The organism is Psychrobacter sp. P11G5 (assembly GCF_001593305.1).
In the GTDB taxonomy this organism is placed as follows: domain Bacteria; phylum Pseudomonadota; class Gammaproteobacteria; order Pseudomonadales; family Moraxellaceae; genus Psychrobacter.
The window spans coordinates 1,763,293-1,785,997 of sequence record NZ_CP012533.1 but is presented as its reverse complement, the minus strand read 5'-3'; the positions used below and the strand labels follow the sequence as shown (position 1 = coordinate 1,785,997).

The following is a 22,705-nucleotide window of genomic DNA, read 5'->3' as shown; positions in this document are numbered from 1 at the left end:
TAACTGAAATTAGATAGCATCTTCATATTATGAGTACTCCTCCACGCCGCGTACAATTAGATAAAAAGCCTCCGGTCGAAAAAAAAGAACGGAGAGCTTTGCTATGGGATATTCTTAAAAAGCTGGCGGTATTTGCTAAGCCTTATCGAATATTAATCATTGCTACGTTGGTGTTGACGGTGCTTGGCTCTTTTACCGCACAGGTCAATGCGTTTGTACTGCGCTACACTGTCGATACCTTGACCGAAATCGCCACCCTTGCCGAGCCTTGGGAGGCTGGTCTGCGCATGTTAGGTATCATCAGCGTCGTTTTACTGACAAAAGAGATACTGTCAATATTTATCTCTTTTGGCCAACGCTTCTTTGGTGAAAAGATTCGTATCAATCTATCACGCGATTTATCCCAGCGCATCATTGAGCGCATCCTAACCTATCGTATGGCGTTTTATACCAGTAGTGAAAATGATAGTGGTAAGCTACAAACCCGTATTGATTATGGGGTAAGCAGTCTCACAAGCTTAGTGCAAAATTTCTTCATCGATATGCTGCCCTTGTTTGCCAGCGCTATTGTCTCACTCATTATCATGTTTTCGACCAACTTTTGGATTGGTTTGGTCGGTCTTATTATCATACCCATTTACTTTTTTATCAGTCAAAAGCAAGCGCGGCGCTTACAAGGCTTTCGCAGGCAGATGCGCGGCTTTAGAGAAGCTAAGAGCGGCCTTGTTATTTCATTAATTAATTCGATCAGCGTGGTCAAATCTTTTGTGCGTGAATCTATTGAGGCTGAGAAGCACTTAAAGATTCAAAAAGAGATGACCGACAATCAGCTTAGAATTCGTAGCATTGGTTTTATTTATGATGCGGTTAAGACCTTTATTGAACAGATTGGGGTGGTGGTTATCATCCTGCTTACTGCTTACTTTGTCTTGAATGGTCAGATGACCATCGGTATGATTTTATTCCATGTGATGCTATTTCAAAACGTCGCTGCCCCTATTCGCCAGTTACATCGCATTTATGACCAAATTAACAATGCGCTGACTTATGCCGAAGGATTTTTCGAAATCTTAGAAGATGATGAGCAAGTCGAAAATGTCAATGGGATGAGCAGTAAAAATTTAAAAGGTCATATCGAGCTCAAAAATGTCGATTTTACTTATCCTAATGGCACGCAGGCGCTAAAAGATGTCAGCTTCACCATTAAACCAAATCGTATTACTGCGCTAGTTGGTTTAAGCGGTGCAGGTAAAAGCACCATTATTAATTTATTGGTGAAATTTTATGAGCCAGATGCTGGCACGATATACTTGGATGGTCATAATTTAGCCGATTGTGATACCCATGAATTACGCCAGCGCATCGGTTTGGTGTTACAAAGCAATCATATTTTTTCAGGCACTATCAGTGAAAATATCCGTTATGGCAATATGGACGCGACCGATGAGGATATTATTGTCGCTGCTAAAAAAGCCTCTATTCATGAGCAAGTTATAAAGCTGGCTCACGGTTATGAGAGTACGGCAAAATCCCTATCCGGTGGTCAGCAGCAGCGTATCGCTTTGGCAAGGATGTTTCTAAAAGATCCGCCAATTGTATTTTTAGACGAACCAACGGCCAGTCTGGATGCAATTGCCAGTCAACAAGTTAAAAAGAGCTTAGATCTGATTAAAAGAGATCGCACAGTGATTATGGTCTCGCACAATATTGCCCAAATTATCGATGCCGATGATCTAGTGGTCATAGAAAATGGTCAAGTGGTTGAGACGGGCACACATGAAGAGCTGTATGAGAAACGTGGTAAGTACTTTGAGATATTTAGTGCCATGTCTGATAGCTTGAACTTGGACAAAATTAGTCAAACACTAAAGGGTTAAGTATATATAATAGTGGATTATTTTTAGTTATATCTCTCTTAAATATATAAATTTTAAACGAAATATTTGATTAGTTACCTAGCGTTGATGACTACCATATCTAAGATACTGGCTCATTTACTACCTTTACCCTTACTTTTTAATTGGGATCAAAATGTTAACTAACTCAGCAAATGCATTAAAGCTTCAACAAAAGACTATGACGATGTGTGTCGCTATTCCACAAATTATGGCCTCTAGAATTTGGCTGCTTGCTACCTCTCCTATGAATGCTAAATTGCAACAGAAAGAGATATTCACTATGGTTGAAGAAAAACAAAAAGCTTTTGTAGACTCTATTAGTAACATAAATTCGCAAATTATGTCATCACAAACAACCTTAGTAAATAAGTGGATAAGCAACTGTCAAAGCTTTATGTTAGGACATCACAATGCTTTTAATAACTTTGATAATGATATCGATGAAGAAGCCATTAAAATTATGGATAAAGGTATTAGTCCTTATGCCACCACTGTAAAAGTAAATCAAAAGCGTCTAAATCATTAAGAACCATTAACTATGACCTGTCAATTTTCTATAAAAACCTTTGACGAGCTAACTTCAGTTGATCTTTATCATATTCTAAAAGCGCGCTCGCAGATATTCGTCGTCGAGCAAAACTGCGCTTATCAAGATATGGATGAGGTGGATTTTGACTGCCTACATCTTGTCGCGCATAAAGATGAAGCACTGGTTGGTTACTGTCGCATTATTGCACCTGAATCTAGTACCTCAGCTACTAATACTCTGCCAATGCCTAGAATCGGCAGAGTATTAGTATTACCGAAGTATAGAGGTGAGGGCTTGGCGCGCCAAATCATGACGCATGCCATTAAGCACTGCCGTAAAAAATACGGTAAAAAACCCATTGCAATCTCAGCACAGACCTATTTACTCAACTTCTATGAATCTTTAGGGTTCGTGCGTGCAAGTGAGTTTTATCTTACAGACGGTCTCGAACATGTTGATATGGTTTTGCCGATTATTAAAAAGTCTAAAGCAAAGAACCTGAAGCTAGGTGGCTCAGAAGGGTCAGGTTTTGCGACCAAACTTTTGAGTTTTTTACTGTTGATATTGAGCCTTATGTTCATTGCAGGCTTAATCTATTTGATGACTTAAATATATTTATATGATAAGTCGTATGTTATTAACCTCACAATAAAACCTTAGATTACAAGGGCTCAAACTACAAAGTTCTTTTACACTATGTCACTGTTGTTACCTATTGAGTATGCTACTTTTGAGTCATGACTATGATCGTGAAAACGGTGGTCGTGGTAAACGGTCAATGGTCAAAAAAGTAGCTAACTTAAGGAAGAGGTAACGACTATGTCTAATGTAGAAAGCAATGTCCGTCCAGAATATGACGACGAGATTCAAAAAATCGCCGATTATGTTCTCAACTACTCTATTGATGATGACTCCCCAAATAGCGCTGATGCGTGGAATACCGCACGCTACTGTCTGATGGATACGCTTGGTTGTGGTTTACTTGCACTGCGCTTCCCTGAATGTACCAAACACCTAGGACCCGATTGCGCTGATCAGATTACGCCTAATGGCGCGCGCGTCCCCGGTACTTCCCATCGATTAGACCCCATCAAAGCCGCTTTTGATATTGGCTGTATGGTGCGCTGGCTTGATTATAATGATACGTGGCTTGCTGCCGAATGGGGACATCCCTCAGACAACTTAGGCGGTATTTTAGCAGTAGCAGACTATATCAGTCAGCAACACGTCAGCCAAGGTCGCGCAGCACTTACCATGAGAGATGTGCTTGAATCTATGATTATGGCGCATGAAATTCAGGGTGTAATAGCACTTGAGAACTCATTTAACCGCGTTGGTCTGGATCATGTGTTCCTAGTCAAATTAGCATCAACAGCTGTCGTCGCCAAATTATATGACCTGCCACGCGAGCGTATCATGGCGGCTATTTCACAAGCACTTGTTGATGGTCAAGCGCTACGCACCTATCGCCATGCACCCAATGCTGGTAGCCGTAAGTCGTGGGCGGCAGGTGACGCAACTAGCCGTGCTGTGCGCTTGGTAGACATTACTCGTCGTGGCGAGATGGGAATACCTGGCGCGTTAACTGCCCCGCAATGGGGGTTTTATGATGTGCTATTTAGCCATACCAATAAAGACTTAGCACTCAAACCTGAAGATGAGCGTCGCTTTACCTTTCAGCGTGACTTTGGCACTTATGTGATGGAAAATATTTTATTTAAGATAAGTTTCCCTGCTGAATTCCATGCACAAACTGCCTGTGAAGCAGCAGTCATTCTGCATCCACGCATCGAAGATAGAATCGATGATATTGAGAAAATCGTACTCACCACCCATGACTCGGCGATTCGAATTATCTCAAAAGAAGGCGCGCTTGCCAATCCTGCAGATCGTGACCACTGTCTGCAATATATGGTCGCTGTGCCTTTACTAACTGGCGATCTCATGGCAGAAAACTATGAAGACGACTATCATGAGCAACATCTATCAATTGATGAGCTACGTAGCAAAATGGTGGTAGAAGAGGACGAGCGCTACTCAGCAGACTATCATGACCCAAGCAAGCGCTCTATTGCCAATGCGATTCAAATCTTCTTTAAAGATGGCAGCAGTACCGACAAAGTCGCTGTTGAATATCCTATTGGTCATAAACGCCGCCGTGAAGAAGGCATCCCTGTGTTAGAAGCGAAGTTTCGATCCAGTCTGGCTACCCGCTTTATCGAAAGTCGTTGTGACGAAATCATTGAGCTGTGCGATGACCAAGCTCAATTAGAGCAGATGCCCGTTAATGAATTTATGGACTTATTTGTCATTAATTAGACGATGATTAATTGAGTTTTTATGGATTAGACTTCTATAACCCAAAAGGGTGTGTCATTGATTGAATCATGACACACCCTTTTTTTATTTTAATAATTTACTTTTTCAAGTTCTACTTTACCACGGGATTGACTCCCCTGCCCAGTCGACAAAACTACCAGATTGGGCAGCAGTCATGTTTGACAGCACCTCCAATAGACATTCTGCACTATAGGCTGGCGAGAATAGTTGACCATCAGCGACATTACCCTGAAATGGTGCAGACAGTTGCGTGTTGACCGTTCCCGGCTGCATGACCACTATACACACGTCTTTTAATGAGCGTCCCCATTCTATGCTTAGGTTTTTCATACCCATATTTAGCGCAGCCTTACTCATTCTATAGCTATACCAGCCGCCCAGCTGATTGTCACTAATGCTGCCCACACGCGCTGATATGGTCGCGAATATTGCAGGTTTATCAGCACTGCGTTCTGCTTTAGCAAGTAGCGGCCTGATATGCTTGGCTATCAGTAATCCTGCTAACGCATTGATTTGCATATTTTGTAAGAAAAATTCCGTTTCAACTTGCCGAAGTGCTTTCTCAGGCTGTGATTTTTCAGTATGTAGCAGCCCCACACAGTTAATCACCCAATCAAGATGCGTGCTCTGCTGCTTAATATCGTCGGCAGCTTGTTTGATACTGTTCTCATCGCTGACATCCATTTGTAACCAATGTAGATTATCCGCTTCAAAGTCGGGAACGCTTCTATGGTAAGTGGCAAAGACTTTAATGCTGCTTTTTTCATTAGCAGTCGCTTGTACCAGCTGTCTGACCATCGCTTGACCAATGCCCCCAGTCCCGCCGATGATAAGATAGGTTTTATTGTCCATATGGCATCTTCCTTTTCAATTTCATTATTCTTCTTTAACTTAATTCAGTATGAACGCTATTGTTATCTTTAACATAGCATACTGTATGGCAGATAATTAGAGACAATTTATTAATAGCTAAGCACAGGCAAAGGTCGATATGTTCCAAGGCACAGATATTATCTATTTGTGATCAAATACGTATAGATTAAGTCTGCTTAATGCTAAATAATAATCTTGCCAAATACGCTACAATACGCTTGAATAACTATTCATTTAAATGACCTAATGTTTGTTTTACTGACACGGATATCTCCCCACCATGCTATCACCCCAAGACCAATTAACTGAGCTGGTACGTACGCTTGAGACTCAGCAGCATGTCTTCACAACTGATCCTTTATTGGTGACTGAAAAACTACAGGTAGAAGACGGTAAGCCGATTCAAAAGCTACATCGTCGAGCTTCGCGTATCGACAGCAATGGCAATCTTGCACGGGTGTTAGGGAAAATTGACGGCCGTATCAAAGGCATCATGATAGTCATGAGTGTCGTGTGGTGCGTGTCAGGATTTTTGGGCTTGTTTACTTTATTGCAGACCAATGTTGTTAATTTCTTCTATGTGTTGGTTTGTCTGCTGGGTTTTCATACACTTATGCTCGGTGGCTGGCTAGTGATGACGCTGATTAATCAAGGTCGCCAGTCTCCCAGTTGGTTTGCAAACTTTGTTAGTCCTAGTTATCTGATACGCGGTAAGGACGATGTCACCAAGGCGGCAGTGGAATTGTACGAGCGTCAATTGCAGCATAGCGGGATGCGCTGGTATCTAGGTCGGTTTAGTCATCAATTGTGGCTGGCAACGTTGACAGGAATGATGTTTGCGATCATTTTTCTATTGATTGTACGTCAGTATAGTTTTAGCTGGGAGTCGACGTTATTATCAGATCAGGCGCTGATTAGCTTGACCCAAGTGCTTGGCTGGCTACCAAGTATGGTTGGTTTTGATGTGCCGGACAATGCTGCTATTGTGCAGAGCCGACTCGTAACAGATGCTATGCCATTATCTGTCGCGCGGCAATGGGCAGGCTTGTTAATTGGTAGCCTAATTATGTATGGTATCGTCCCGCGTGCGATCGCTTGGGCATTTTGTGCGCTAATGTTTCGCCGCAAAAAAATGCGCTTGGATATCAAACTCCCCTATTATCAAAAGATTATTAACTTTTGGCAGCGTCAAGTAGTAGATGCCGATGACTTCAATGAAGCGCCAGCACCGGTAGCACCAAAGGCGAGCGTTAGTGCTGGCAAAAAGCTGGTTGCACTACTTGAGTATCCATCAGAGCAGGATCATTGGTGGCAAGTAGGTCTTAACGATACTAATAGTGATAGTGAGGTTGAAAATTTCGGTATCGTTGACGATCGTGATGATATGGATCGCCTAACAACTTATTTAGATAAAAATCCAGTACAAGTATTGCTAGGTATTCATAGCCAAGCATTGCCTGATCGCGGCACCCTGCGCAAGCTTGACCGCATTGCTACTCATGCAAAACACGGCCTTATCGTTCAATTGTTAAATAATGACAGAACGGATAGCGCCGATATCAATAATATCTCAACATCTGTAGTGGCTACTGATCTAAAATCTCCTCAGGCTATCCGTTATCAACAATGGCAAACGGCATTATCCGCACGTAATATTGGCTTGGTAGAGAATCATTCATAGTGGTTCATTATGAGGTGCTATTGATATAAATTTTCTTTGCTTACTGTGCCTGCGTAGACAGATGCTGCAAAAAATCCATACCAGCAGCCCTATCCTATATCATTTTTATATAAGACCGACTGCAGATGACGCATGCGTTCATAAGCTATGCTGATTTTGTAAGGCGTCAAGCTTATATTAAAGAGTCAAGGATGACCACAATGGTAGATATGCGGTAGGATGTTATGGCAATGACAGATAATAGTAGTAACGGTCTAATAAGTTTAGGCAAGTACGGGCAGACCTTAGATGCTTACAAAGAGACACTCAATCAGAGTATCTTAGCCATCGCACCTGAGTCTTGGCAGCCCATGCTGGCGAGTATCTTACCTGCACATTGGCAAGAGTGGCTATTGCCGCTGGCAGGTGGACCGTTTTCCTTACTGTTTTTAGCGGAATGGTTTTATCAATCTAAGCGTGGGCGTGGTTCTGCCTTTGGTTGGCGTCGTGCCATGACCAACTTTAGCTTAGGTGGCTCTTATTTAGGCTTTGAGCTGATTATTCAAGCACTTGTCGTGCTGCCTATTTGCTTGTGGTTATATCAATATCGCTTGTTTACGATTGAAGTCACATGGCTAACGGCCATTCCTATATTTGTCGCGGTCGAGTTCTGCTATTACTGGTTCCATCGTAGCTCACATTGTGTCAACTGGTTTTGGTCAGCGCATGTGGTACATCACTCCGACGATCAAATGAACTTATCAACGGCTATGCGCCAAAGTTTATTGTACTCAATCACAGGCTGGTGGTTATTCTTTGTCCCGCTGATGCTACTTGGCGTCCATCCGGTGTGGGTTTTCTTCTTCTACGCGCTTGATCTGATTTATCAATTCTTTATTCATACTGAAACGGTCGGTAAATTCCCTAGGTGGGTTGAATATATTTTTGATACTCCCTCCAACCACCGTGCGCATCATGGTACCAATGGCGACTATATCGACCAAAACTATGGTGGCGTTATTATACTTTTTGATCGTTGGTTTGGCACTTACGTAGAAGAAGATACGGTTAATAACCCAGTGAAATATGGCGCAGTAGGTGAAGCCAGTCACGATAATATTATTAGCCTAATATTTGGCGTCTTTTATCGTATGTGGCAACGCTTCTTCCGTGCTAGAGGATTAAAGAACAAGTTGAAAGTGTTGTTTCGTCCACCTAGTGCCGCTTAAAACTGACTGATTAGCAATAACATCGCTTATATAGACCATATAATGGCGTTTGGTTACAATGGCTTATAGATGAGGATGTATCTGTATGAAAAAGAGTGATTTTTTATACAGTATTTGCCTGATCGACAGTCAAGAGGAGGTTGGACATGAAAAATGATAAAAAAGTAACGCTAGAAGACTATCGAGGAATAATAAAAGATGGTGATATTACACTGCATCTTACTCGAGATCAAAAAGCAATGATCTTAAAAACTTATGATTACGGACTGAACGAGCTAACTGAGATTGATGAGATGTTACTAAGTGCCGTTATCCGACAACTGAAAGCCGCAATCGACCAATAACATTTAATATAAGACCCTATCATGAATAATAACAATAATAATTCTGACAGTCAGCCGAAGAGCCTTTTTGCGGATAAGGCTTATGATGCGTCTAATTCGTCTAGCAAACCTATTGATATCAGTAAAGAACAGAGTGTGAGTAATACTGATCAACTGACTACGGATAGTAGTCTAATCGATTCATCGATTTTATCAACGTCACCAACAGACGCTGCAAAAACAACCAGTAAAACTACAATCGCCAGTGACGAGCCATTAAAATTGGCAGTCGTTGGTCATACCAATACAGGTAAGACCTCCATACTGCGCACCTTGCTACGTGATGTCTATTTTGGTGAGGTCAAAAATGAGGCGGCGACTACCCGCCATGTGGAGCGCGCTCAACTAACGGATAACCAAACGGGCGAAGTGCTGGTCACCTTGTACGATACGCCGGGATTGGAAGATGCGTCTGGTCTGATGGATTGGCTCGAGGATAATACTGCCAGTCGCCGTGATGGTATTGAACGCTTACAGCAATTTTTGGCAACAGACATTGCACAAGGCGGTGATGCCCTAAGTAGTAACGAAGACTATAGCCAAGAAGCGAAAGTTATTCGCCAACTGCTGGCGAGTGATATGGCCATTTATGTGGTCGATGCGCGTGAGCCTGTGCTCGGTAAGTATAAAGACGAATTAACCATTTTGTCGTGGGCTGCCATTCCAGTTATGCCCGTATTTAACTTTACTGATAGCCAAGATGCCAATATTGATGAATGGCAAACTATGCTGGCACGTCGTAATTTGCATATATCCACCCGTTTTGACTCTGTGGCTTTTGAATTTGCCGATGAAATGCGACTTTGGCAGAATTTAGCCACTATGCTTACTCATGCTGAAATGCTTGAGAAATTGATGGAGCGCCGGACTGAAAACTGGGCACGTCTGTACGATGAGGCCAATATCATCATTGCGGATTTTTTATTAAATGTCGCCGCCTTCGTTCAAGAGATTAATGAAGATGATGATCCGATGCCGGTGTTACAGCAGATGCAAGAAGCCGTTCGCCAAAGCGAGCGTAGCATGCAGCATAAATTGTTAAATCTTTATAAGTTTTATGATAATGCTGTGGCAGCGACTCCGCTTGAGTTGCAAGCCTATCAACAAGATCCATTTGATCCTGAATTGCTCAAAAGTTATGGTATTCGTACGACTTCTGGTGCGGCGGCTGGCGCGTTATTGGGATTGGGTATTGATGCGGCAGCGTTAGGTACGACTTTAGGATTGGGTGCCGCGATAGGTGGTATTGCAGGCGGCCTGTTATCTAATACGGGTAGTATCGCGGACAAATTATCCGGTGTGAAGCGTTTGTATATCGATCCCGCTACCCTCACCCTCCTTGCTACCCGTGCTATGGACTTACTGGTTGCCGTGCGTCATCGTGGTCACGCTGCAACTGATGCGACGCAGCTCCTGTATGTAAAAGGGCAAATGACGACTGCTAACGATAATGAACTTGCTGATGATGAAAGAAACCCGATTACCCCTTGGCCTACTCATAAACTGCCAAGCGAGCTAAAAAAAGCCCGTGGCAAACCGCAATGGTCATCACTCAGTAGTGGTAAGTCTGAGCAGGCGGAAAGTTTGCGTATTGATGCGGCATGGTCACTTTCAAGTAAATTGCAGGCGCATAATCTTGACCGTGGTTAACGGTTTTAATTGATGACTCTCTCTAGAGCGTAGGGTGCTTTCTAATCACCTATCAAATTATGAGGGTGCATGGTGGAATGCACCCTACGAAAGTCCATACTAAGTTGAGAGTCAAATTTAACTCAATAACTCACTCAAAGCTTCACTACCGCGTACGTCTGTCTGCTGTAAATAAATGGGATATATCGGATAGTTTGTAAAATTACTTTCTATCTCTTTCATCAATCCTTGTTGTCTGTCTGCACGTTTTCGCCAAAACTCATCGGTTTGCGTAGGCGTTATCAGCTGATTGACCACGATTGCCGCTGGCGTGAGTTTGGTTTCCTCTAACTGCTGGATGGCGCGCTTAGTTTCAGCCAATGGCAATACATCAGCAGTCATTACCAATACAATGGCCGTTTGCTTGCGGTCATGGAGTAACAACCCTGCCTCACGAAACAGCTGCTTGCGTTTCTCTAGTACAGATACTGCCTGTTCCCATCGATCCGGTTTTTGTTTGGCAAATGGATTCGAGACGTCGTTTTTATCATTGTCTTTATAATTGTTGTTATCTAAATCCAAGCTCGTTGCTGCCGAGCGTAACTTAGACTGCCGCCGCTGCTGGGCTAATAATCCATCCGTCCACGCTCCCATCATCTCTGGCAATACTAATAAACGTAAGGTATGCCCAGTTGGAGCGGTATCAAAGATTATATGCTCGTACCTTTTATCCGCGTCAACATCCGCTGCCGCCACCAAATGCTGACACATTGACTCGAGCATGGCCGCCTCTTGTGCTCCTGGTGCAGATTTTGACAGACGCAGATGCTCACGAATCTTGGGCATCATGTCAGGATTGGCATAACCCTTAATGGTACGTTCGACCTGTGCAAAATGGTTATCAACGATAATATCCGGATTGAGCTCAAGCGCATCAAGGTAAGGGGTAATTGCTGTCTTCTCATTACTGAGCGCTACATTTAATACATCACCCAAACTATGCGCTGGATCAGTGGAGATAATGAGTGTCTTTTTTTGCTGAGTAGCATAATGGCTGGCAAGTGCGGCGGCTGTCGTTGTTTTACCAACACCGCCTTTACCACCAACAAATATAATCGGTTGAGCAGCTAGCTGGGTGACCAATGCATTTAAAGGTTGTAAGGCCATAATCCTTTCCCATTTTCTGTTTGTATGTTTTTTCTTATAGTTATTATTTATAGTTATTTCTAACCATCTAATTAGTCACCCAACTAGCAACAGCCGACATGATCAAAGGGGCATTTCTCCATACCCATTCGTGTATGCCATTCATGGAAATTTTCTAAAAACAACGGTTGTAGCTCAAGTGTATAAAAGCTGGCTGGGTTATCAATGCCGAGGCTCTCCGCGAACATCATTAGCATAAATAAATCTTCTTCATCGCGTGCAGCGCGTGCCATTGTTTGCCGATATGGAGCATGGTAGAACTCATTAAGCCCTGCTAGGAATCTTTGCCATAAAGGATTGTCATTTTTTATATCGTCCATAGTTTTGCCTTAATTTTAAGAACTCACCTATTAGATAATATCATTAAGTGGTGGATTACGCTGAGCTAACCACACCCTACAATATAATATCCCACAATATAAAAACGCCAGCAATTGCTAGCGTTTTGTTCTGCTCAAATATTTCAAATTTAATTAAGTCTCATTTTTACCTTTATGCTGCGACCATTCACGGCGCAGTACCGAAAAGCTCTCAAAAGTAACCAAAATCGTTGCAATCATGATGACGATATCCATAATAATGAGCAACCAATTGCCATCGGTATAGAAAGTTTTAAGCTGGATTAACAATGCAAAAACCGTCATAACTAATAAGAACGATAAAGGCGCTAAGGTATACCAAACCGGTTTGCCTTTACGTAATAAGATAACGGTTACGATCATCAGTGTTAATGCCGCCATCAACTGGTTAGTAGTACCAAATAGTGGCCAAATAATCATGCCGCCTTCACCGCCAATACCGCCCGCACCAAATGCCAATAATAGACAGGATCCAACTGCTAGCAAGGTAGCGACCACGCTTTTACTTAAAATTGGAAGGTTATAGAACTCACCAAACTCTTGGAAAATGTAACGTTGCAGACGAACACCAGTATCCATTGTTGTCCCGGCAAATAGTGCTGCCATTACCGTAAGCATCGTCTGTGACAATACCATATCGATACCGACACCAGCATTGAGTATCGCCGCGCCGCCATCAATGAATGCTCCAACCGAGCCGTCACCGAATTTTTGATAAACTGCTTGCCAATCACCAAGGGTCGCAAAACCTGCAGTAGCAGCAAGAATGGCGCCTAATGCCAACATCCCTTCGCCAAGTGCACCAAAGTAACCAACAAAACGTACATCTTCTTCTTTGTCAATTTGCTTAGAAGTTGTACCTGTCGCGACCAAGCCATGGAATCCTGAAATAGCACCACAAGCAATAGTCACAAATAATAATGGCATTATTGACGGTGTGCCTATCGGTAAGTCAGTATTGATTGCTGGCGCGACAATGTTAGGCGTTGAGATAAAGATGGCCGCGTACAATAGAATCAAACCGACGAATAGCTGCAAGCCATTGATATAGTCACGTGGTTGCAATAGCATCCATACTGGTAGTAGCGAAGCAATTGCAGCATAGGTAAATAGAATAATAATCCAGACAGCATTATCAGGTAGTCCAAAAATAGTCTCAGGTAATACGACTGGGAACATAGGGCCAAGATAAATCAGACCGTAAAGAGCAACAACCCCAATTACTGACACCCAACCCAAGCTCATTTGATAGCGATAAATACATTGACCAATGATGAAGGCAACAATTAATGCTCCCCATACTGGTAATACCGCTGATGGCGTTTTGATAAGCATATTAGCAATAGCGACACCAAATACAGCGTTGACCATTAGTAATAATAAAAATATAACAACCATCATCAGACTACGTACGCGTGTGCCCATGACCGTACCAGCGATAGAGCCGATAGACTGACCACGATTACGCATACTCGCCCATATAGCGGACATATCATGAACACCAGCCATAAAGATCGTTCCGAATACCACCCAAAGCACAGCTGGCACCCAGCCCCAAATGACTGCGATGGCAGGACCGATAATTGGCGCAGCACCTGCTACAGAGGTGAAATGATGTCCCCATAATACATATTTATTGGTAGGTACATAATCTATCCCATCTTTCATCGTATGGGCTGGCGTGGGACGACTATTATCTAACGCCAAGATCTTGGTCGCGATAAATTTTGAATAAAACAAATATCCGCAAAGCATTGCGGCAATCCCAAATAATAATACAATAGCGCTATTCATCTTATCTCTCCTTAGATAAGGCGAGGATGGTGAAATTTACACCTCCTCTTGTCCTTTTTTCATTCCATTGTTGCCTTAGTGAGCTAGTTAATGCTGGCAGGAAGTAATTATTATGTTTTTCGTTAAGACTGTATTAAATAAAGACGGCTTTGACGTAAAACATAAAGAAATATTGAATGTTAAAATATGGATATAACGCATTAAGTTTAATCCATCCGACATAAAATGTAACGTCTAATGTCCATTATTGAGTAGTGTAAACGTAGCCCTAATACTGTATAGGTATCAATAATTGTTAAAATACATTGTTGATATTTTCACACCCATACCCTATTTTCACCAATTATGCACATAGTCAATGGATGCAGACGTCGACCTATTATTTTATTGGTTTAAGATGTTTTCACGCAGATAATTTGGCTATACTGACGCCGGATATGATAATAAGTATTTATTAAACACTTATTAGTTATCTATCCTATTAAGTATCTATAAGGAATAAAATGACATACTATTTTGGATTTGTACCATCAGATAAATTGAATGATATGATTGATGAGGCTGAACGTATTATCACTTCAGGTGAACAAGTGGATTACTATCCTTATCGCAATGACCTCACTCAGCAAATCGCCCGCGAGCTAAATGAGAATCTATTGGTGAGCTTGATAGATGTAATTCCAAATCCGGATCGCCAAGCATCCATGCGAAAGATTGTAAATACGATTGAGCGCGCGACAGAGACTCTACTCAACGTACTACTTGGTAAAGATAAAAACGAAGACATCATGCCAAGCTTTAATTTTTTGAAGAACGAGACTATGTTCATTGATAATGAAGGCGTTCGCCGTGTTGGGTTTGAACTACCTAAAGCTTCTGCTGCTACTATTATCGAAGGTTTTGATGCGGTTACGCCTGACAATGTTGATAAGAGTCAATTTAAAATTGCGCTTGAAACTATGAATGAAGAAGCACTTAATCATTTCATTAGTAAATTCACTGAAACGCTCAAGCTTGGTATGATCAAACGCAAATCTATTCCAGTTGCCAAAGTAGGTATCGATAAGGGTATGGGTATGGCCCTAAACAAACTATTGCCGCAGTTACCTGATGCTGGATTAAATCGTTTGGCTCGTTTTTACCGTCCTTTTCTTATAAAGATGGCTGACTGATCAGATAACTATAAAAATAAACCAATATTTTTGCTTTAAAGTAATATCCCGTTGGGCAAATTCACTAAAACTTGCTAAAATAAGCAGCACTTTTCCTCGAAGGCGCAACTCATGACCCAAATCAGTAATCAAGAAATTGAAAAAACCCTGCGCAACTCAGAATGCCTCATTAGTAGTATCGAAGTAGCCGCGGCCTATGAGCGCCTTGCCGCTCAACTTAACCTACATTATGCTGGTCTTAATCCAATCGTTATGGTTGTTATGAATGGCGGACTCATTCCAGCCGGTCAGCTGCTGACTCATTTAACCTTCTATCATCGTATGCATTATATTCATGCTTCACGCTATCGTGATAATGAAGGCACCAATGAGCTTGATTGGAAATTCAAACCTGATGTTAGCCTTGAAGGCGAGCACGTATTACTGATTGATGATATTTTTGACGAAGGTATTACCTTAAAAGCTATCGTAGAAGAGTTAGGTAAAGAAAAACCGCTAACTATTGAATCTTGTGTATTACTCAATAAAGAACATGATCGCAAGGTTGCAGACTTTGACGTTGATTTTGTTGGTATTAATGTCGCAGACCGTTATGTTTATGGCTGTGGTATGGACTTTCATGGTTACTTGCGCCATCTGCCTGGCATCTATGCTATTAAAGAAGACAAAATTTAGTCATTCTTTGGTTTGAACAATAAAAAAGCACCCACTGGATGCTTTTTTATTGCTTTGATTGTAGTCAGGGGCAATTAAAACTGTAATGCCAAACCCGTATGGCGCTCAGTGGGTGTCTGGACGGCCTTTTCCAAAGCAGATTTCGTACTATATATGGTTACTTTTTCTTTGGCACGGGTCACAGCGGTATAAATAAGCTCTTTGCTCAGCAATCTTGCATGACTATTATCAAAAGTAATGGCCACATGATCAAACTCAGACCCTTGCGATTTGTGAATGGTCATCGCATAGGCGGTGGCAATCACCTCTTCATTAAGCAGATTGACGGCTATCCCCTGCTTTTTATTTTCAAAAAACACTTCGAGTCGACTACGCTCATCACCAGTTTGCAAACAAAAACCAATATCGCCATTAAACAAGCCTAGCTCATAGTTGTTTTGAAGAACCATAACGGGACGACCATGAAACCACGTGTTTTGACCCAGTGGTAGCTTAAGCTCAGTAAGGTGCCATTGAGTAAAGTAATTATTAATATAATGGTCGCCCCACTCGCCATTATGTCCGGCAGTTAATACCCTGAACTGATTAAAGGTTTCCATTAATGCAGTGATGCTATCCTTAACTGATTCTGGCATGGATTTTTCTATTTGATTTGTCAGCAATGATTTAATTTCATTCAGGTAGGGATGGTAATTTAAAGTGAGGTTTGAAATACTCGTTTTTTTGCTTAGGCTATTTTCTATCTTATTATCTAGAGAAGCTTCTGTTTGCAAGGTATTGATGTTACTTACATATTGAAAGCTCAGTGCCTTATCATGTTTTAACAACTGCCAAATAGCGTGAGTATCTGTCTCTGCCTTGTTGATTTGATAAGCAAGCTTACCGATACCCGAGTCTGCTGTAAATCGACGACTCTCTGTTAGCTCTGCATGAATGGGTTGTAACTGCGGTATGCGGCACAAGTCAGCCAATACAGCCCCTGCATCTACTGCGGCTAACTGGTTCGCATCTCCTAACAATATAAGCCTTGCGCTAGGCTTTACCGCACTCACAAGATAGTTCGCCAGCTCAACCCCTAGCATCGATGCCTCATCGACGATGATAATCTCTTCGCCAAGTGGATTGTTAGCATCGTAACGCGGTCTGCCCGTCCGACCAATACCTAACAAGCGATGAATAGTTTTTGCTTCTTGCAACTGTAATTCAACATTCGCTGCGTCTAACGCTGCCTGCAGAGACTCTTGCATACGCTGTGCAGCTTTACCAGTTGGTGCTGCTAATGCCAAACTGGCACTGTCAGTGCTGAACCTAATGCTTTCAGACGCATCTCCCCCACTCTTCGTCGCCTGTTGCAGCGCAATCACTAGTTGAGCAACGGTGTAGGTCTTCCCCGTGCCTGGACCACCAGTAATAATGCTAAAAGCATTGTTATTAGCGACATTAATTGCCTTTATCTGATGTTCGTGAAGGTTTTTGGGTATTGCTATCTCTAGCGGTGTTACCTGCTGGTCTAAAATAGTGTTGATGCGCTCTGCTAAGTTAAACTCTGCTTGCCAAGCTCGGTGTAACCAAAACGTGATGGTCGTATGTTGTTTATCAGCCTCTTTGTTATTGATAAGCTGATAAATGATAGGTTGATTATTTTTGCTTAGGCTATTTTTATTCTCATTATTACTGACGTTATCGTTAACGCTAGCGAACAAAGTGTGCTCATCGATTAACTTAGTAAAAGTCGATAAGTCGTTATCTTTTAATAACTTACATAACAATTCAACTGTATCCAGCCGCTTAACCAACATCTCTTTTTCATGATTACTGAGTGCCAGCTGCGCCCATAGCTGGTCTTGCTTAGCAAACAAAGTCTCTAGCAATAAAAATATCGATACCTCAGCTGTAATATCGGCCTCTGATTGAACCTCTATTTGAGTGTCAATCAAGGCAATAATCGGCATTGCTAGCATCTCTAACAGCTGCTGTTGCCAAGCATATAGTGTCACCAGCTCGCCATTGATTTGACCGCTCAGCGGCACCTCATGCTCAGTTTCCTCAATGGTGAGTACAGTATGTCCCTCTTCTAAATGCGTCGCCAACATAGTGAATAAAGCCGTAAATAAGCCACTATCTGGTGTTTTATCTATTTTTACGCTCTCAGTATCAGTATCAGTATTAGGCTTGGCATCGGTCACGCTATACGCGAAATGCGTTTGCTGACGACGCAGCAAAATATAATCACTGATATTGCTGGCCCAGCTTTCTTGTAGGCTAATAGCAGCCCTGCTCTTATTATTATTCATGGTATGTGTTTCTCTATATTTATATGATTGATCGCTATAGTAATTTCTATGCATCAAATTTATTATCTAATTCATTTTGTATAGCCTGCTAACTTGGCATGCCAAACAATGCATCTAGGGCTTTAATAAAATCAATAGGAATGTCCCAAGTCACCAATCCATAGCGGGCACTGCTTATTGATTTATGCTTTATTGAATTACTGTGCATTAAGTTGCTACCGTCAAGCGTATTAGCATCTTCTGCTTCAATAGCTAACGAGGCAGCTGGATCATATACGCCCCGTAAAAAAACATACTCCACCGCGCCCAAATACTTATCTTCATTGCCTGCATAGTCATTAATCCTCATCGATAAGAATCGATGCAACGCCACCTGATAAATCGCTGCTTGTAACCAATACCCTGCTTTGGACATTGCTTGCTTGAGAGTTGTTTCGTCATAATTGCTTAGGCTATTTCCTAAAAAATTACTCTTATAATCGACGACGTAATACTTGCCAGCATGCTCATACACCAAATCGATTTCACCACGCAAATAACGATACAAATGCGCTTTGTTTTGCGGAACAAGATTGACGTGTTTATCGGTTTCATTAGGCAGGTACTGTTGAAAGAGTCTATTAATATCTTGTGCTTTAAAACGCTCTGACAGCCCCATATTGAACTCTAATTCAGCGAACCTCTGACTTGCATCAATAGAGCGTAACGGTTGATTGGATGCTAATAGCGGCGTATGTAGCACCTCTTCAATCCAGCCAATGAGAGCTTCATGCTTGCTAGCATCTATCGAGTCCGAATCCAATGAATCAGTGTTTAATGAACCCTCATCACCTTGCTCTTGCTTCTTCGCTTGTAATCGACGACTTTGGGTTTCGGCACTACTATACACCAGTGGCAGCTGATAGCTACTGATGGCTCTATCGATAACCTGAGACCACTGCGATTTATTGTTAAAATCAATTTTTTCAAATATCTCATGCAGAAATGTACCAGCATTGGCACCTTTCACAAAAGTAAAACGAATATCATCCTCTAGCTTGAGACTTAACTCATCGACTTGCTCAACAAACTCATTATTATTCAGTGATGGCACAACTGAAACCGAAGTTTCGGTCATATCAATATCTATCGCATCATCAATACGCTCATCCATGATAGCCATTGTCTGCGTTGATTCGTCTAGTTGACGGGCTAAAGCGGTAAAACTGGTCTTAGCCCAACCATAAAAGTAATTAATTTTCATAACTTCTGAAAAATCATCATACTTAATAGGTTCGGTTTTGGGCTTCATAAAATCTGGCGTTCTATTATCCGCTAATGCGCCTGCTTTAGCGGTAGCACAATTACCGTTATAGAACTCATTGACCTTATGCCCTCTAATCATGCCTATGGTACCTTTGAGTCTATCTGGCAATTCAAACTTTGGCTCTGGTGAATCAAACCAGTAGAACACCGGTTTTAATTCAAACCCTGTTTTGTTATGGGGATCTCGCAGCACCACATAAAGCTGCTCACTGGCGCGAGTAAATGCCACATAACCAAGCCGGCGCATCTCATCAAAACCCTCCTGCGTCTCAATATCGGTATAGTAGCCCTCTGTGGTCACAGAGCCTTGTACAGGAGAGAATCGGCGCTGATTGCCTGTCGGTTGCTGATTTAGTTCTGACTGATCTTGTTGAGTAGGGTTTTGTTGCGCATTATAGAGATATAATCCATATTCTTCTTTATTACCTGACTTCCTACTGGCATCTCCCATACCCAGCACATAAACAATGGGAAATTCTAACCCTTTTGATTTATGAATGGTCATCAGCTGCACGCCAGACTCTGTCGGTAGCGGATACTGCTTGGCCCAATCACTGCTAGGCGCGGTATCTATATTTTGTCTAAACCAGGCTAGTAGCTCGTATTCTCCCATGCCGATACCATACTGCGCTAAGATATCCATCACATGACGCAAATCCATAATATGACGATCGCCTTCTGGATGCGCTGCTAATGCTTGCCAAACGCCTTGCGGCTGCATAGGGCTTTGATCTAACAAGTAATGCATGGCCGATAATATGCCAAAGTGCTGCCAACGCTGTGTGCCTTCTTTTAAATAGCTAATAAAGTCTTGATAGCTTTTCTGATTATCAATGGCTTTTGTATTAACGCTATTTAAATCTACAGCCCCTAACTCATGGTCAGTCATCATGGCTTTGACATTCTTGATACTCAGACCATATAGATGACTGGTCAGCACCCGATTAATCATGTCATAACGATACGGGTATAGCATGGCACTCAGCAGCGCTGCCAAATCTTCTGCCATGACGGTTTCAAAGATACTGACATCACTGGTGGTCAAGGTCGGCACATTGAGTTTTACTAGCTCGTCTTCAACCCGTTTTAAATCTTTTTTGGCACGTGCCAGCACGCCGATATCACTCGGCTGAATCGGTTTGCCTTTTAATGTCTGACCACTGCTGAGTAAGGTCGCAATATGACGCGCTGTGATTTCATGCTCATCGTACTCAAGCTCTTTGTCTTTATCATAAGGCAGGTGCAACACACTCACTGGCTGAGCAGAGAGCACGTCATTTACTAAGTCGCTGTTTAGGTCACTGTTTAGTATGTCTGGCTCATTAAACCAAGACAGCTGATTTTCTTCTTTATGTGCTTTAATGTGTTGATAATAAATACCACTACCTAACTGTGCGAGCCTATTCTCATTAGTCACTGGCGCAGGCATACCAAACCAGCAGTTTAGGGCATTAATCACACTGGCGTTTGAACGACGGTTAATATCAAGCGTCCAAAGGCTGCTTTTGTCAAACTGGGCTTTCATATAATTGTAGTTGGCGACATCACCGCCGCGAAACCCATAAATGGCCTGTTTAGGATCACCAACCAATAATAAAAACTCATGGTTGGCTTTATTAGTAGCCTGTTTGTCATTGGCCGACGGTTTACGTTTACGCTTCGGCAGATAGATACTTTCAATCATAATGGCTTGCTCGCCATTGATGTCTTGCGACTCATCAATCAATGCCACTGGATAGTGATGACGAATATAACGCGCCAGCTTCTCTCCTTGCCGACCCGTTAATGCTTGGTTCAAACGTACCATCTGCAAGCTAAAGGTAGTTTCACCGCGCTCTTCTAATATAACGGGTAGCCTGTCACGTACCGCAAGCACAATATGGCGATTTAGACTAGCCAAGACGCTAACTATGTATTCATCGAGCTTTTTACTTTCTTCAATATACCGTTTAAAGTCACGAACCACCTGCAACTCATTAAATATTAAATTAACTCTTTCACCGTCTTTTGGCTTGTAGAACTGTTTGCCTATATCATCAGTCTTCTCAAAAGCTTCGATTAACTTCCCAGTATAAGTTTTTGTGTCTGATATAAACTTGTAAGCGGCGGGACCAGACTCTTCTAACACTTGAATTATTTTCGGCCAAGACTCTCTGTTATTCTGCAATTGTCCTTTGGGAACTTCATAATATTCGCCGTCAGGCTTAAAGAAAGCATCAAGCTCGTCACTGCGCTCAATGATACTGCGGATAAGCCGCTCATAACCCTCAAAAGAAAAATCACTGCTCACAACCTCATTAATCGGCGCAGAGATAAAATTCAGCGACCGAGTCACATAACTTTTATGATCGCCAACCGCCGTCAGCTTACCTTGCTGATCCATCAATGCATACAATTTAGGCTGCTCATGATACAGCCTACTTTGAAACTGACGCAGCTCATCATGAACAATACTGTCAGTCACTTGCTCAATACTGCTGTCTTCAATAATAGCCATGCCTTGCTGATGACCGGTCTCGCTACTGTACTCCTTCAACCATTTTTGCGCCAAACTATCAAGGGTGCCGACAAACAGCTTATCCAAGGTGGTTAATACCAGCGCCGTGCGTCGAATGGCCTCTGTCATTGGATAGCTGTATACATGATCAAGCAAGTAGCCGACCAAATGCAGATTAATAGGGTCTTGCATGATGTCATCTAAGCGCACATATTTAGCCTGAGCGATCAGCCAATCCTCACGATCTTTTTTTGCTTGTGCGCGCTTTTCAGCAGCGGCTTTTTTGTCATGAACGTTGTTATAAACAACGTCTTGATTTAGTTCATCAACATCTGTTTCAGCGTTTGAATCCGTATTTGAGCTATTGACTGCTTGCTTATCCTTATCACTATCACTATCAGGTGTCACCTGTAGTATATGCGGATACAAACTCTCTTTATTAGCGGGGTCAGCACTCAGGCTATTCACCCATTGCAGCAGCTGATAAAAATCCACCAAACGATCATGAATGCGCTGACGCATCTCAGCTGCAGCGGCGCGGGTAAAGGTCGTCGCGATAATTTGCTCTGGCGCACGCCGTGCTTCAATCAACAGACGCAGTACAATGCCAGTTAGTGTCCACGTTTTACCCGTACCGGCTGACGCTTCGATAAGATGCCGACCCGTCAATGCAACATCAACCGCTGGTATCACATCCGCCTTATTCTTAGGCTTAGTCATGTCGTCATCCATACACTCACTGTCAGTCATACCCTGATATGTATCAAATGAGTGAGGCGATTCACTCAGGTACTCATCAGATGAGTGTGGCTGGGTAGAAATGTCCATCATGTTAGTGGTGGCGGTAAATTCTGTCATATGG

16 protein-coding genes are annotated in these 22,705 nt (G+C 42.3%); 10 read left to right on the top strand and 6 right to left on the bottom strand.

Translation table 11 applies throughout. The annotated features are described in order from the left end of the window. Positions 1-29: 29 nt before the first annotated feature. The 4 genes from AK825_RS07295 (at position 30) to AK825_RS07280 (ending at position 4,746) form a co-directional block, all read left to right on the top strand. Positions 30-1,877, top strand: coding sequence for an ABC transporter ATP-binding protein (locus AK825_RS07295; RefSeq protein ID WP_068035852.1), 1,848 nt, complete (start codon positions 30-32; stop codon positions 1,875-1,877). A 154-nt stretch (positions 1,878-2,031) separates the two neighbouring features. Further along, positions 2,032-2,424 carry a hypothetical protein gene (locus AK825_RS07290; RefSeq protein ID WP_068035849.1) on the top strand — a complete coding sequence of 131 codons (393 nt, stop codon included), beginning with the start codon at positions 2,032-2,034 and terminating at the stop codon, positions 2,422-2,424. Positions 2,425-2,436: 12 nt separating this feature from the next. After that, positions 2,437-3,036 (top strand): GNAT family N-acetyltransferase, encoded by a 600-nt coding sequence (locus AK825_RS07285; RefSeq protein ID WP_068035848.1) that lies wholly within the window; start codon positions 2,437-2,439, stop codon positions 3,034-3,036. A gap of 210 nt (positions 3,037-3,246) precedes the next feature. Continuing rightward, the gene (locus AK825_RS07280) at positions 3,247-4,746 is read left to right on the top strand and encodes a bifunctional 2-methylcitrate dehydratase/aconitate hydratase (protein ID WP_068035846.1); all 1,500 of its coding nucleotides are present in this window, start codon (positions 3,247-3,249) and stop codon (positions 4,744-4,746) included. Positions 4,747-4,863: 117 nt separating this feature from the next. Here AK825_RS07280 and AK825_RS07275 read toward each other — a convergent pair whose 3' ends face one another. Next, positions 4,864-5,619 carry an SDR family oxidoreductase gene (locus tag AK825_RS07275; RefSeq protein WP_068035843.1) on the bottom strand — a complete coding sequence of 252 codons (756 nt, stop codon included), beginning with the start codon at positions 5,617-5,619 and terminating at the stop codon, positions 4,864-4,866. A gap of 301 nt (positions 5,620-5,920) precedes the next feature. On the opposite strand from AK825_RS07275, the gene AK825_RS07270 reads away from it, so the two are divergent. The 4 genes from AK825_RS07270 (at position 5,921) to AK825_RS07255 (ending at position 10,562) form a co-directional block, all read left to right on the top strand. Continuing rightward, a complete protein-coding gene (locus AK825_RS07270) occupies positions 5,921-7,321 on the top strand; it encodes a DUF2868 domain-containing protein (RefSeq protein WP_068035841.1) in 1,401 nt (466 codons plus the stop codon). Positions 7,322-7,545: 224 nt separating this feature from the next. Further along, the gene (locus AK825_RS07265) at positions 7,546-8,529 is read left to right on the top strand and encodes a sterol desaturase family protein (protein ID WP_082787198.1); all 984 of its coding nucleotides are present in this window, start codon (positions 7,546-7,548) and stop codon (positions 8,527-8,529) included. Positions 8,530-8,675: 146 nt separating this feature from the next. Continuing rightward, complete coding sequence (locus tag AK825_RS07260; protein WP_068035839.1) at positions 8,676-8,873, top strand: hypothetical protein; 198 nt, start codon at positions 8,676-8,678, stop codon at positions 8,871-8,873. A 21-nt stretch (positions 8,874-8,894) separates the two neighbouring features. Next, the gene (locus AK825_RS07255; protein WP_068035837.1) at positions 8,895-10,562 is read left to right on the top strand and encodes a DUF3482 domain-containing protein; all 1,668 of its coding nucleotides are present in this window, start codon (positions 8,895-8,897) and stop codon (positions 10,560-10,562) included. A gap of 117 nt (positions 10,563-10,679) precedes the next feature. On the opposite strand, the gene AK825_RS07250 is transcribed toward AK825_RS07255, so the two are convergent. From AK825_RS07250 to AK825_RS07240, 3 genes are all read right to left on the bottom strand, one after another. Continuing rightward, positions 10,680-11,708, bottom strand: a complete 1,029-nt coding sequence (locus tag AK825_RS07250) for an ArsA family ATPase (protein WP_068035835.1) — start codon at positions 11,706-11,708, stop codon at positions 10,680-10,682. A gap of 83 nt (positions 11,709-11,791) precedes the next feature. Next, positions 11,792-12,067 (bottom strand): cory-CC-star protein, encoded by a 276-nt coding sequence (locus AK825_RS07245; protein WP_068035834.1) that lies wholly within the window; start codon positions 12,065-12,067, stop codon positions 11,792-11,794. 153 nt (positions 12,068-12,220) lie between these two features. Then, positions 12,221-13,900 (bottom strand): carbon starvation protein A, encoded by a 1,680-nt coding sequence (locus AK825_RS07240; protein ID WP_068035832.1) that lies wholly within the window; start codon positions 13,898-13,900, stop codon positions 12,221-12,223. 503 nt (positions 13,901-14,403) lie between these two features. Here AK825_RS07240 and AK825_RS07235 point away from each other — a divergent pair. Both AK825_RS07235 and AK825_RS07230 read left to right on the top strand, forming a co-directional pair. Further along, on the top strand, positions 14,404-15,072 hold the full coding sequence (locus AK825_RS07235) for a hypothetical protein (protein ID WP_068035830.1): 669 nt from the start codon (positions 14,404-14,406) through the stop codon (positions 15,070-15,072). A 111-nt stretch (positions 15,073-15,183) separates the two neighbouring features. Then, positions 15,184-15,747, top strand: a complete 564-nt coding sequence (locus AK825_RS07230; RefSeq protein WP_068035828.1) for a hypoxanthine-guanine phosphoribosyltransferase — start codon at positions 15,184-15,186, stop codon at positions 15,745-15,747. 74 nt (positions 15,748-15,821) lie between these two features. On the opposite strand, the gene recD is transcribed toward AK825_RS07230, so the two are convergent. Further along, entirely contained in the window at positions 15,822-18,041 is a 2,220-nt protein-coding gene (gene recD / locus AK825_RS07225) for an exodeoxyribonuclease V subunit alpha (protein WP_203226463.1), read from the bottom strand. A gap of 88 nt (positions 18,042-18,129) precedes the next feature. Next, positions 18,130-22,701 carry a UvrD-helicase domain-containing protein gene (locus AK825_RS07220; RefSeq protein WP_068035824.1) on the bottom strand — a complete coding sequence of 1,524 codons (4,572 nt, stop codon included), beginning with the start codon at positions 22,699-22,701 and terminating at the stop codon, positions 18,130-18,132. Between the last annotated feature and the right edge of the window lie 4 nt (positions 22,702-22,705).

What these genes read in the sequence shown, in the direction of transcription:
- AK825_RS07295 (WP_068035852.1), top strand. Translation starts at nt 30, where the DNA reads ATGAGTACTCCTCCACGCCGCGTACAATTAGATAAAAAGCCTCCGGTC.
- AK825_RS07290 (WP_068035849.1), top strand. Translation starts at nt 2,032, where the DNA reads ATGTTAACTAACTCAGCAAATGCATTAAAGCTTCAACAAAAGACTATG.
- AK825_RS07285 (WP_068035848.1), top strand. Translation starts at nt 2,437, where the DNA reads ATGACCTGTCAATTTTCTATAAAAACCTTTGACGAGCTAACTTCAGTT.
- AK825_RS07280 (WP_068035846.1), top strand. Translation starts at nt 3,247, where the DNA reads ATGTCTAATGTAGAAAGCAATGTCCGTCCAGAATATGACGACGAGATT.
- AK825_RS07275 (WP_068035843.1), bottom strand. Translation starts at nt 5,619, where the DNA reads ATGGACAATAAAACCTATCTTATCATCGGCGGGACTGGGGGCATTGGT.
- AK825_RS07270 (WP_068035841.1), top strand. Translation starts at nt 5,921, where the DNA reads ATGCTATCACCCCAAGACCAATTAACTGAGCTGGTACGTACGCTTGAG.
- AK825_RS07265 (WP_082787198.1), top strand. Translation starts at nt 7,546, where the DNA reads ATGGCAATGACAGATAATAGTAGTAACGGTCTAATAAGTTTAGGCAAG.
- AK825_RS07260 (WP_068035839.1), top strand. Translation starts at nt 8,676, where the DNA reads ATGAAAAATGATAAAAAAGTAACGCTAGAAGACTATCGAGGAATAATA.
- AK825_RS07255 (WP_068035837.1), top strand. Translation starts at nt 8,895, where the DNA reads ATGAATAATAACAATAATAATTCTGACAGTCAGCCGAAGAGCCTTTTT.
- AK825_RS07250 (WP_068035835.1), bottom strand. Translation starts at nt 11,708, where the DNA reads ATGGCCTTACAACCTTTAAATGCATTGGTCACCCAGCTAGCTGCTCAA.
- AK825_RS07245 (WP_068035834.1), bottom strand. Translation starts at nt 12,067, where the DNA reads ATGGACGATATAAAAAATGACAATCCTTTATGGCAAAGATTCCTAGCA.
- AK825_RS07240 (WP_068035832.1), bottom strand. Translation starts at nt 13,900, where the DNA reads ATGAATAGCGCTATTGTATTATTATTTGGGATTGCCGCAATGCTTTGC.
- AK825_RS07235 (WP_068035830.1), top strand. Translation starts at nt 14,404, where the DNA reads ATGACATACTATTTTGGATTTGTACCATCAGATAAATTGAATGATATG.
- AK825_RS07230 (WP_068035828.1), top strand. Translation starts at nt 15,184, where the DNA reads ATGACCCAAATCAGTAATCAAGAAATTGAAAAAACCCTGCGCAACTCA.
- recD (WP_203226463.1), bottom strand. Translation starts at nt 18,041, where the DNA reads ATGAATAATAATAAGAGCAGGGCTGCTATTAGCCTACAAGAAAGCTGG.
- AK825_RS07220 (WP_068035824.1), bottom strand. Translation starts at nt 22,701, where the DNA reads ATGACAGAATTTACCGCCACCACTAACATGATGGACATTTCTACCCAG.